An 11,130-nucleotide genomic window follows, 5' to 3' on the forward strand; every position below is an offset into this window, starting at 1 on the left:
TTTCAACCAAGTATAATACCCTAAAACTTACTTTATTCATCAAAATTCATCAATGCTTAAATCAAAATCAATCAACATTCCCAAACCAACTCGCTACCAAAATGCGGCGATAGATTATTACATGGGACTCACAAATTCCCCCTACCTCCATTACGGATATTGGGAGACACTACCTACTGCGGGTGAGGAATTGACTATAACTCGCTTTCGTGCGGCTCAAGAAGCTTATGCAGCAAAGCTTTTCAGTTTCATTCCAGAGACTACAAAAACTGTGCTTGATGTCGGCTGTGGTATTGGTGGTAACGCAGCATATTTGTGCTCACGCGGTTTTGGTGTTGAAGGATTAGCACCTGATGCAATCCAACAAGAGAAGTTTATCAAGAATACCAACGGTCAAATACCTTTCTACCTAACGAGATTTGAAGATTTTCACACCTCACACTCCTATGACCTAGTTCTGTTCAGTGAAAGCAGCCAATATATTGCTGCTGACGATTTAGCTCAGGGTACAGCTCGTTTATTAAATAGTGGTGGCTACTTATTGCTTGCGGATATGATGCGTTCTGATGCTGGATATCGAGAAGGGATTTTTTCTAATTGTCATGTCGCTAGCGAGCTTCAGACAGCGTTAATACAGGCTGGATTTAAGTTAATTAAGACTGAGGACATCTCCACCCAGATTGCGCCAACGATTGACTTGTGTCTTGATAACTTTCGTACTTTTGGACTGACTACGATGAAATATATCGCTGATGTTGTAGCGATCGCAGTCCCACCAATACATGCACTCGGTCGTTTAGCCTTCAAACGCTGGCTGGAAAAGCCGATTGTCGAGGGGTTAGCAGCACGCACCATTTTTGATCGCCATCTCTGTTATCAAATCCAACTCTGGCAGTTATCAATTCATGAGGTTAACCAAGATGACCTGTGAAACATCCTCTAAGATTGACGATCTTCAAAGGTGCGTCACTGATAGCGTTAGCGAGTCATTGAGCGTCACGAGCGTCACAGTTCGTCGTAGACATCGCTTCTCTAACTGCCAAGGTATTATGTAGTCGAACATTGTGCAGCATACAGCTTGAGGTTTTGCATGAAAGTAGCAGTCTTCAGTACAAAAGCCTACGATCGGCAGTTTTTGTCAGCTGCAAATTCTCCCACCCAACACGAGTTAGTGTTTTTTGAACCCCGTTTAAATCGGGATACTGCTATCCTCGCCGCCGGATTTCCGGCGGTTTGCGTATTTGTGCATGACCAAGTTGATGCCCCAACTTTAGAGCTTCTCGCCTCACGGGGAACTCGGCTGGTTGTCCTTCGCTGTGCAGGGTTTAACAATGTAGACTTACAAGCCGCAGCAGATTTAGGAATTACTGTTGTGCGTGTTCCCGCCTATTCACCCTACGGGGTAGCAGAACATGCCGTGGGATTGATTTTAAGCCTGAATCGCAAAATTCATCGGGCTTATAACCGTGTCCGAGAAGGTAATTTTTCCCTAGATGGACTGTTAGGATTTAATTTGCATCAGCGCACAGTCGGGATTATCGGCACCGGCAAAATCGGTTTGATTTTAGGACAGATTATGAAGGGGTTTGGCTGTGAATTACTCGCCTATGACGTTTATCGCAATCCCGAATTGGAGGCGCTAGGTGGAAAGTATGTAGAACTACCTGAGCTATTTGCCAACTCCGATATTATCTCCCTACATTGCCCCCTGACTCTCGAAACGCATCACTTGATCAACACTGAGGCTATAAAACAGATCAAGTCAGGCGTGATGCTAATTAACACTAGCCGAGGAGCGCTGATTGATACCCAAGCAGTGATTGAGGGATTGAAGTCTGGTAAGATTGGCTATCTCGGTATGGATGTCTACGAACAAGAATCGGAATTGTTCTTTGAGGATTTGTCCGGCGAAATTATTCAAGATGATATTTTCCAGCGTCTGATAACGTTCCCCAATGTACTCATTACCGGACATCAAGCCTTTTTTACAGCAGAAGCTCTCCACAATATTGCAGAAACAACTTTTGCTAATATTACTGATGTTGAAAAGGGTCATCCTTGTACCAATGAAATTCGCGCTCAATTTTCAGCTTAGGTAATGGTTGGCGATCGCTAATTCGCAGTTCATTTTTGAATTGGCTATATTGGCAAAGCTCACCAATTCTTTGCATCAAATGTGCAGGAGTTCCAGGGTGAGTGCAGCAAAAGCGCCAGACTCGTCATACTTGACGCTCAATTGTTGCAATTTGGAGTTTGTCACCAGCCAATTCGCTGCCAGAATAAAAGGAGTACCAACACTCACTTTATCTGGACAACTGATAGAAACTCCGTCAGGTAAAAAGAAGGTATTTTGTCCTTCCCAACTAGGGTGTAGTTGAGTTGGTACAGGCTCAGAAATCTTTAAATCAGGGGTAATGGTGACGGAGGTTCCTTGCCAATTGCCACTCAGATTTCTCTCAGATACCTGTTCTATTTCTTTAGACCAGTGTTTACTAGGGAAACCTGTAGCATCTTCACGAATGTTCGCCGTTCGGAACAAAGCTCCTTGCTGATCGTAAACAATACCCACACTATGTCGTAGTTCCTCGTCCTTAAAAAATAATTCAACAGCAAAAAAGGAGTCAATTTTTAACTGCATTGTCACCCAAGCAGCATGACCTGATTCAAAGAACAACCCCCTCATCCACTGACTTTGGGGGTGAAAAACCCCATCAAGTAAGCTATTAGACTCCAAGTTATATTCCCAACTTTCTGACTTGATTGTGCCATCAGCATACATATAGCGATTAGTGTGAGCTATTTCTGTCTGCTGTGGATTGCTCTGAAAGCTTCTCAGACTACGAAACGACTCGGTAACTTCTCCTTGGGGGGAATATCTTGTCCAAATACCGTGCCAGTCGCACAAATGGTTTGCTGTCAAATTGTTCCAGTTTTGTGCTTTTAATTCCATATAATTATTCACCTGCTAATTAACTAATTTTTCTCTAACTTTTCCCTAGATTAAGTCGTTTGAGGGGCAAAAGCGAGTAGGACTTATTGATTTACTAACATCTATATATTCATTTTGAACGATAGGCAACGCGGAGACTTTGGACTAAAATCACCAGAGATGCGATCGCCATCAACCCACCCCAAAACCAGTAAGGTAAAAGCAAATACCGTTGCATTTGCGCTGTATCAGAAAGTCCAAGGGGTCCAGCAGAGCTACTAAATAGATAATCAAGTTGATGGTACGTACTTACACAAGCTTGTACACCCAGAAATTGAATAATAAACCCTTGTGCCCAGCGAGGGGCTTTCAGCGCGACACCCAAGATTATTAAACCCAGCAAGGGAATTGCCAGCAATCCAAACCAGGAACGTACCCAAATTAATGTCGAAAATAGCAAAAAACTCCCTAATATTTTTAAACAGAGGTTTGCTGCTCTAAAACTCCGGGAAGCTAGAATCAAAGCTGCACCGGCAATAGGCGGCCCCATTGGCCCTGCTGCTGCGACTATTGCCGGGACAATTGGCACCACTGACGATCGCATTCCATAAGTTGCTACACCAGAACCATTGCTAAAAATCTCTAATTTCTGAAACTGTCCCCCTAATAGGAGTGCCATTAAACCGTGACCCATTTCATGAAACCAGGTTGCCAAAATCGTAAATGGGTATAAGATATAATCTCCTCCTGGTACTTGCCACAGTAAAGCAGTTGCGATCGCTGCTGCAATTAGCCAGGTTAGCCCCATGCGTTCAACAACTAGCGGGGCTTCTTTGGTAAGCAAGGGTTTAAAATTTTTACTTGGTTCTTTCATAGGTCACTCTATTTTGGATTTTAGATTTTAGATTTTCCCTTCAATCCAAAATCTAAAATTGGCAGTGTATTTTCATCCATCCTAATGTAATTATTAAGGTAGTGGAGTTGCTGGGCAATGCAACAATTCGCACCTCGAAGCGACGGCTGTAAACTATGGGACTGTCAAGAACAACATAGTTATATCATGTCCGCCAAATTACCCATAATAAAAGAACCCCTCCCCGTCTGCGGGGAGGGGAGACAAAGCATAGCTTTGGCGGGGTGGGGTTCTTCGGGTTTAATAAGTAATCAAGCGGACATGATATTATCCGTCGCTTGTGTGATGCGGTTTATTTGTTTCTCCTCCAAAATGGATGCTGGAGGATGGGCAGAAAATGCCTAGACTGATGTCACAATTGATGGAGAATCAGTTAAGCAAGTTGAAACAGGAATGTCATTAAATCTCCTTTACCCAAGCTGATGCGATCGCCTGGACGCAAGCGGTGACGATTCCCCGGTAAGAGTGGCAAATTATTAATATAAGTGCCATTAGAACTTCCCACATCTTCTACATAGTGAGCGTCTCCCTCGACGCGAATATCTGCATGAATCCGCGAGACAATTTCTGAATTGGGAAATCCTGAAACATCTATATCTGGGGGAATCCGATCATTGGGCTTGCCGATATGAATCACAGAGAGATTTTGCGGCAATTCAATTAACAGATCGGTTTGAACGTGGATTAACCGCGCTGTAATCTGCTGTAATTGAGTTTTTGAAGCAGTTGCAGTTGCTACTGGTGTTGCTGACACGGGTACTTCTACTTCCGAGGCCGGCGCTGGTTCCAAAGGTGGTGGAGTAGGAATACTTGTTCCAGAGACTACGGGTTGAGCTGCGACGCTTGGCTCTGGTTCTGAGGGGCTGCTTTCTGTAACAGATACCTGTGGCGGAGCTTCTGGGGCAACTGCCACCTGTGTTGGTGGTAAAGATGAGCCGGAGGGATGGGAGTTAGTAGATTCGCTCATTCCTAAGGCATCTGGTTGTAAAAGTTCTAACAGTGGATCTGGTGGAACTAACGGCGGTACTTCCACAGGAATATCGGGAGTAACTGTTGCAGCTACCCCAGTATGAGCGTGTGGAATTCCTGCGGAATGAAGGTTATAGCCACACTGACCGCAGAATGCAGCATCTGCCTGCACAGTTGCCCCACAACTGGGACAGTTAGTAGTCGCAGGTAACGGTGTATAGCAAGCTTCACACTGGACAGCGCCATCAGGGTTAGGATGATTGCAATTAGGGCAGACGATCATCGATATTTAGCCTTTGTTCAAGATCATCATAGATGTTAGGTAGGACTGGCAAGCAGAGGGCGGCCCTAACTTTAGATTTTAGCAATTACTGCTACTGGAACGATGAATTTTGGATACGGGGAAAAGGGAGCAGGGGAAGCAAGAATTTTAGATTTTAGATTTTGGATTTTAGATTGAAATTTAATCCAAAATTTAAAATCCAAAATCCAAAATTGAATTGCCCCATGCCCAATGCCCCATTATTCAATGTTGGAGTTCTAAACCTGCTGCTGCATCCAGTAGCCACCAAAGTTCTCCTTGGGGCTGAATCAAGCGGGATGGGTAAGTGAAGTCATCGGCTACAGGTGCAAAGACTTGCGCCAAAGCTGGTCGTTTATTAGCACCAGCAACCAGAAAAATCACGCAACGAGCAGAGTTGATGAAGGGGTATGTGAAAGTTATCCTGGGGTTTCCATCTTTGTTACCCACGGTAACTAGGCGATCGCGTACTTTGAGAGCCTCTGTATGGGGAAACAAAGATGCGGTATGTGCATCATCACCCATCCCTAGCAATACTACATCCAATGAGGGAAACTCGACCCCAGAAGAATTGAAAAATTCTTTGATCTGTTGTTCATACTTAGCAGCAGCTAGTTCTGGATTAGCTGACAAGGTTGGTACGGGGTGAATGTTAGCTGCTGGGATGTCAACACGATCTAGCCACGCCCGACGCGTCATCAGTTCATTGCTATCGGGATGATCTGATGGTACATAACGCTCATCCCCCCAGAATATATGAATTTTATCCCAAGGCAGTTTTTGAGTAGCGATTGCTTCGTATAAGGGTTTAGGTGTACTACCGCCAGATAAGGCGATGGTAAACTGCCCACGCTGCTCAATGGCAGTTTCTAACTTGGACAGAATTAATTCTAGCGCTCGTGCAACCAGCGCTGGCTGATCTGATAGAACTTCAACGGTTTTGTTCATGGCTTCATCATATTGCTGGCTTCCAGGAATACAATACCGAATTTATTACAATCCCCCTTTTTAACTTTTGAAACATTTAACATCCTGGATTAGGTAGGTTTTAAAAACGTAAACGTTCCTTATCACCTTCAACACTAAGTTGTCAGTAGTCAGTCGCACTAACTACTAACTACTTTCATGATTATTTTTATTTACACCCAGTTACTTGATACTTTGTTGATTAACGCCACAGAGGATACATTTCTTAATTCTTATTAAAAATTAATAAAACTAATTAATCACAAACAACCCTTCCCAGTCAGCGATCGCTTCACGTTGGGCGATTAACAATTCCTGAATTCCCTTTTCGGCCACATCTAGCAGTTGATTCAACTGAGTACGGCTAAAGCTGCCTTCTTCGGCTGTTCCCTGGACTTCAATGATTCCCAAACCTTGATTCATCACCACATTAAAATCTACTGTTGCAGCCACATCTTCGATATAATTCAGATCCAAAAATGGCTCTCCTTCCAGTAATCCTACGGAAACTGCTGCTACCTGTCCACACAAAGGCGATCGCTCCAACACGCCCTCCTGCAACAATTTAGAAATCCCATGAGCCAACGCCACAAACGAGCCTGTAATCGCTGTTGTTCGAGTTCCAGCGTCTGCTTGTAACACATCGGCATCCACAGTTAGCGTGCGTTCTCCCAGTGCCTCAAAATCCACTGCTGCGCGTAAGCTACGCCCGATTAGACGTTGAATTTCTTGCGTCCGTCCAGATAATTTCAATAATTCCCTTTCTTGCCGTTTTTGGGTAGCAGATGGTAGCATTCGGTACTCAGCAGTTAACCAGCCTTTACCAGTTCCTTCGAGAAACTTCGGAACTCCCTTATTAACGCTAACAGTACAAAGTACTTGAGTATCACCGGATCTTGCGAGAACAGAACCAGGGGCAAAGCGTGTGAAACTGGGGTAAAAGCTAATCGGACGTAGTTCGTAAGGAATTCGACCGTCTGGACGCTGCCAAGCCATTGGAGTTGCCTCAAGTTTTACAATACTGCCTTAAGATTACCTTAGTGTTGCAAATCATCATTTGAGGGGCATTGGGCAATTCAATTTTGGATTTTGGATTTTGGATTTTGGATTAAATTTCAATCTAAAATCCAAAATCTAAAATTCTTGCTCCCCCAGTCCCCACTCCCCACTCATCTAAGGAACTGAAAGCAGAGTCAAAATATTTTGCTGCACCATATCTGGTGACTGGTCGCCGTTGATGGTCAATAGGCGGCGACGACGATCGTAATATTCTAGGATAGGAATGGTGCGATCGTAGAATAATTCTACACGGCGTTGGACGATTTCCGGTTGGTCATCTGGTAGCGATCGCCCCAAGGATCGGCTAACCATGACAGCTTCTGGGACTTGGAGATAAATTGCCCAATCTAGCTTTTGCTCTAAATCATCCAAGAAAAAATCTAATTCTTCAGACTGAAAGGCAGTACGGGGATAGCCTTCTAACACCCAATCGCAGCTAATATCTGGTTGTCCGAGGCGTATTCGGATCAATTCAATGATCATTTCGTCTGGAACTAACTCCCCTTTTTGCATATAAGTCCGTGCGCGATCACCTAGTTCACTCAGGCTAGCGTAAACCGAAAGAGAAGTTCGGGGGTCAGTTTGCGACCATCGAAACTCCGATGGCAGATTATTGCCAGATATTGCTTCCCGTAAAATCTCACCTGTAGAAATCAAAGGAATATCAAAGTATCTGCAAAGCCTTTGTGCTTGAGTGCTTTTACCCGATCCTGAACCTCCCAGAATCACCAATCTCACAACAATTCACTCCTCATCCTGTCAAATTCACTACTTTCTTAGTGTGTTTTGCCCAAACAACCGGTAAATCCAGCATTTAGCGGTTTTCAGACGTTATGCCCAGCTTTTTTAGATAATTGGAACTGTAACTCTTATGTTTTCATTTTTACAACTACTTTCAGAAAAAAAACGAAAATAACTCTTGACTTAACCACAAACCTAGTGTTGACTAAGAATGCAATTTGCTAAATCCACCACATCTGTGAAAAACAGATTAATTATACAGGCAGATTTGTAATAAGTAGCGTCAGCAGAAACCTTTAATTTATTGTAACTTTTTGAACTTAACCCTATGGTTGCCCAGTTAGAAACTCAAAGTATCAATTCAACTCTTACCTTACCATATCCAGTTGAAGGACTAGTGCAAGTTTTCACTAGCTCCAATCGCAACTTTTTTACAAGCGTTATGGCTCAATCACTGAGAATAGCTGGACAAGGAACGCCAGTATTAATAGTGCAGTTCCTCAAAGGAGGTATCCGTCAAGGACAGGATCGACCCATACAATTAGGACAAAATTTAGATTGGATTCGCTGTGATTTGCCTCGTTGTATCGATACACCACCTTTAGACGATACGGAAAACCAAAGTTTGCAAAAGCTGTGGCAATATACGCAACAGGTAGTGTGTGAGAGTAAGTATTCTCTCGTTATCTTAGATGAGTTAAGTTTAGCGATTAACTTTGGTTTAATTCCTGAAACGGAAGTTTTAGCATTTCTGGCAAAACGCCCTCCCCACGTCGATATCATTCTCACAGGGCCAGAGATGCCAAAATCTCTGTTGGATGTGGCAGATCAAATTACAGAAATCCGTCGCAGTTATCGACCTTAGAGGATGTTTGAAAAGTATTTTTGGTAACATCAAAGCATTAAGAACCTAACCCCCCTAGCCCCCTTCCCTACCAGGGAATGGGGGTTTCAAAGCCTCTCTCCCTGTGGGGGAGAGGTTTGGAGAGGGGTTTCTAGTATACTTTACGACTTTTCAAACATCCTCTTAAACAAAATACTCAGTTCATGCTAATATATCGAGTCTGTTTGAATCAACGTTAGTAGCGAACTTGTGATTAAGAACGATATCTGGATTACCGAAATGGCTCAACAGGGTTTAATTTCGCCCTTTGAGCCAAGTTTAATACGAAAAGTGCAAAAAGATGAGTCTGTAGCAGTTCAACCTGTAATTAGCTACGGTTTATCTTCTTATGGGTACGATATACGCCTTTCCTCGGCTGAGTTCCGTATTTTTCGCCACATTCCCGGAACTGTAGTTGATCCCAAAAACTTTAATCCTCAGAATTTAGAGCCAACAGCACTGCATATAGATGTTAATGGTAGTTATTTTATTTTACCTGCTCACTCTTATGGACTTGGGGTTGCTCTAGAAAAGCTGGAGGTTCCTGAGAATATTACAGTAATTTGTATAGGTAAATCTACGTATGCAAGGTGTGGAATCATTGCAAATCTAACACCTGCTGAAGCTGCATGGCGGGGTCATCTAACTTTAGAATTTTCCAATTCTTCCAGCGCAGACTGTCGCATTTACGCTAATGAAGGCGTGGTGCAATTACTATTTTTAGAAGGTGAACCTTGTGCTATCAGTTATGAAGCCCGACAGGGGAAATATCAGGATCAGCTAGAAATTGTGACTCTGGCTCGCGTATAGTCTAATAATCTATAAGTTTATATATTTGCAGTGATTCCAGTTGAACCAAAACCACAGTTCCTCTAGATGTATGACTGAGGTTATTAACTTCTTAAACTTCAACATGAATTACTGATATGATGACCATTTGAGCAATTTTCATTCCTTTTATAACTTGAAAAGAGTGTTTTCTATGATTTATTAAAATTACACCTATTTCTCCTCTGTAACCTTCGTCTAGAGTTCCGGGGGTGTTTAAAACTGTAATTTGGTGCTTGAAAGCTAACCCACTTTTAGGGCGTATTTGAGCTTCAGTTTCTGGAGGTAGCTCTATTGAGATACCAGTTTGTACTAAGTAGGTAGGCACAATTAAACCGAACTGTGTAAACTTATGTAAAGCGCCAGGAACGCTTTGAATATAAGCTTTTAAGCGATTTACATTTTTTAATCTAGTTGTATTTTTTAGTGCCCACCTACTTAACTTGCTTTCTCCAATATCAATTTCCACTTCTTCTGTAGAGCAAAAATCAAACCCCGAATCATTTGAATATTCATATTTAGGAATAATCCCTAGTTTATTGAGCTTTATAATTTTTACTTCATCACCCTTAAATTTCTCTCCTAGCCTTTAATAATGTATGATTTTACAGATTTTTTACTAAAGAGGTAAGTATGTCATTGCTAACAGATACTGATTTGGAAATAATGAAATGCTACACTCCGCAAGAGTGGCAGAATCAAAGCGATGCCCAACGCAAGATTTATATTAATCCATTTTCACCAGATAGTTTAACACCTATAGGATATGACTTAAGAGTAGGTGATACTTATGCTTCTGCATCCAAAGGAGAAGAAATAATTGTGAATATAGATTCTCCAGTTATTATTGAACCTGGAGATACATCTCTAATTAGTACTTTTGAAGAAATTAGAATGCCAAAAAACCATAAATTTTCAGGAATAATATTATCTAAAGTATCTCAAGTTTCAAAAGGTTTATCTCCTGTATCTACAACCATTGACCCTGATTGGTCTGGTCAGCTTTTAATAGCTGTACATAATCAGTCTAGAGAAAGTATAACTATAAATTTTAAAGAGCGATTTTGCACAGTTCTATTTTTTGAAAACAGATCAGCTTCTACACAAGAATCTGGACATAAATCCGGAAGAAAAGATATTTTACTTAAAAAATTTTCCGCCGGTGCTAGAAAATCACAATTGCAAAGAGACAAAGAAAAAAGTATCGAAAGGGATAAAAAGAAGCAAAAAAAGAAAACAGAAACCTTTTTTCAACTCCTTGCCTCTTTTGGTATTATCCTAAGTTCTTTGATTATAGGTTACTCATTTTTTAAGAAAAAACCTGAGTTATTTATAACTACAATAGGAGTTGGTGTTGCCATCTCGTAAACAGCTTTAGAAGGTGTTTGAAAAGTCGGACAGATTGTAAAAAAGCTCTCTCGGTATACGCTGTGAATAGATAGTAGGCAGCACCGAGAGAGCAACATGAGTAAAGCATACCCTAGCAATCTGACCAGTGCCCAATATGAATTTCTCAGTGATATGATTCCAGAACCCAAACC

The 11,130-nt window shown here is 42.1% G+C and carries 12 protein-coding genes; 5 read left to right on the forward strand and 7 right to left on the reverse strand.

What is annotated here, in order from left to right; all coding sequences use genetic code 11:
* Positions 1-52 precede the first annotated feature (52 nt).
* Together V7K31_RS08255 and V7K31_RS08260 are read left to right on the forward strand one after the other, a co-directional pair.
* Positions 53-931 (forward strand): class I SAM-dependent methyltransferase, encoded by an 879-nt coding sequence (locus tag V7K31_RS08255; protein WP_335093710.1) that lies wholly within the window; start codon positions 53-55, stop codon positions 929-931.
* A gap of 159 nt (positions 932-1,090) precedes the next feature.
* Positions 1,091-2,095 (forward strand): 2-hydroxyacid dehydrogenase, encoded by a 1,005-nt coding sequence (locus V7K31_RS08260; RefSeq protein ID WP_335093711.1) that lies wholly within the window; start codon positions 1,091-1,093, stop codon positions 2,093-2,095.
* Positions 2,096-2,170: 75 nt separating this feature from the next.
* Here the strand turns inward: V7K31_RS08260 and V7K31_RS08265 are convergent, their stop codons facing one another.
* The 6 genes from V7K31_RS08265 to V7K31_RS08290 form a co-directional block, all read right to left on the reverse strand.
* The gene (locus V7K31_RS08265; protein WP_335093712.1) at positions 2,171-2,950 is read right to left on the reverse strand and encodes a DUF3598 family protein; all 780 of its coding nucleotides are present in this window, start codon (positions 2,948-2,950) and stop codon (positions 2,171-2,173) included.
* A gap of 109 nt (positions 2,951-3,059) precedes the next feature.
* The gene (locus tag V7K31_RS08270; protein ID WP_335093713.1) at positions 3,060-3,803 is read right to left on the reverse strand and encodes a M50 family metallopeptidase; all 744 of its coding nucleotides are present in this window, start codon (positions 3,801-3,803) and stop codon (positions 3,060-3,062) included.
* 412 nt (positions 3,804-4,215) lie between these two features.
* Positions 4,216-5,094: an FHA domain-containing protein gene (locus V7K31_RS08275; RefSeq protein ID WP_335093714.1), complete on the reverse strand. Its 879-nt coding sequence runs from the start codon at positions 5,092-5,094 to the stop codon at positions 4,216-4,218.
* A gap of 243 nt (positions 5,095-5,337) precedes the next feature.
* Entirely contained in the window at positions 5,338-6,060 is a 723-nt protein-coding gene (gene pgl, locus V7K31_RS08280; protein ID WP_335093715.1) for a 6-phosphogluconolactonase, read from the reverse strand.
* Positions 6,061-6,330: 270 nt separating this feature from the next.
* Positions 6,331-7,074, reverse strand: a complete 744-nt coding sequence (gene rph / locus V7K31_RS08285) for a ribonuclease PH (RefSeq protein ID WP_335093716.1) — start codon at positions 7,072-7,074, stop codon at positions 6,331-6,333.
* Between the two features lie 177 nt (positions 7,075-7,251).
* Entirely contained in the window at positions 7,252-7,875 is a 624-nt protein-coding gene (locus V7K31_RS08290; protein WP_335093717.1) for an adenylate kinase family protein, read from the reverse strand.
* Between the two features lie 331 nt (positions 7,876-8,206).
* Between V7K31_RS08290 and V7K31_RS08295 the strand changes: the two genes are divergently transcribed.
* Positions 8,207-8,743 carry a P-loop NTPase family protein gene (locus V7K31_RS08295; RefSeq protein ID WP_335093718.1) on the forward strand — a complete coding sequence of 179 codons (537 nt, stop codon included), beginning with the start codon at positions 8,207-8,209 and terminating at the stop codon, positions 8,741-8,743.
* 258 nt (positions 8,744-9,001) lie between these two features.
* The gene (gene dcd, locus V7K31_RS08300) at positions 9,002-9,571 is read left to right on the forward strand and encodes a dCTP deaminase (protein ID WP_335093728.1); all 570 of its coding nucleotides are present in this window, start codon (positions 9,002-9,004) and stop codon (positions 9,569-9,571) included.
* 91 nt (positions 9,572-9,662) lie between these two features.
* Here the strand turns inward: dcd and dut are convergent, their stop codons facing one another.
* A complete protein-coding gene (gene dut, locus V7K31_RS08305; protein WP_335093721.1) occupies positions 9,663-10,058 on the reverse strand; it encodes a dUTP diphosphatase in 396 nt (131 codons plus the stop codon).
* 164 nt (positions 10,059-10,222) lie between these two features.
* Between dut and V7K31_RS08310 the strand changes: the two genes are divergently transcribed.
* Positions 10,223-10,957, forward strand: a complete 735-nt coding sequence (locus V7K31_RS08310) for a dCTP deaminase (protein ID WP_335093723.1) — start codon at positions 10,223-10,225, stop codon at positions 10,955-10,957.
* The last annotated feature ends 173 nt before the right edge of the window (positions 10,958-11,130 follow it).

It is taken from the genome of Nostoc sp. (assembly GCF_036917675.1).
In the GTDB taxonomy this organism is placed as follows: Bacteria; Cyanobacteriota; Cyanobacteriia; order Cyanobacteriales; family Nostocaceae; genus Nostoc.

Coding starts and splice junctions, on each gene's coding strand:
- V7K31_RS08255 (WP_335093710.1), top strand. CDS start 53: ATGCTTAAATCAAAATCAATCAACATTCCCAAACCAACTCGCTACCAA.
- V7K31_RS08260 (WP_335093711.1), top strand. CDS start 1,091: ATGAAAGTAGCAGTCTTCAGTACAAAAGCCTACGATCGGCAGTTTTTG.
- V7K31_RS08265 (WP_335093712.1), bottom strand. CDS start 2,950: ATGGAATTAAAAGCACAAAACTGGAACAATTTGACAGCAAACCATTTG.
- V7K31_RS08270 (WP_335093713.1), bottom strand. CDS start 3,803: ATGAAAGAACCAAGTAAAAATTTTAAACCCTTGCTTACCAAAGAAGCC.
- V7K31_RS08275 (WP_335093714.1), bottom strand. CDS start 5,094: ATGATCGTCTGCCCTAATTGCAATCATCCTAACCCTGATGGCGCTGTC.
- pgl (WP_335093715.1), bottom strand. CDS start 6,060: ATGAACAAAACCGTTGAAGTTCTATCAGATCAGCCAGCGCTGGTTGCA.
- rph (WP_335093716.1), bottom strand. CDS start 7,074: ATGGCTTGGCAGCGTCCAGACGGTCGAATTCCTTACGAACTACGTCCG.
- V7K31_RS08295 (WP_335093718.1), top strand. CDS start 8,207: ATGGTTGCCCAGTTAGAAACTCAAAGTATCAATTCAACTCTTACCTTA.
- dcd (WP_335093728.1), top strand. CDS start 9,002: ATGGCTCAACAGGGTTTAATTTCGCCCTTTGAGCCAAGTTTAATACGA.
- V7K31_RS08310 (WP_335093723.1), top strand. CDS start 10,223: ATGTCATTGCTAACAGATACTGATTTGGAAATAATGAAATGCTACACT.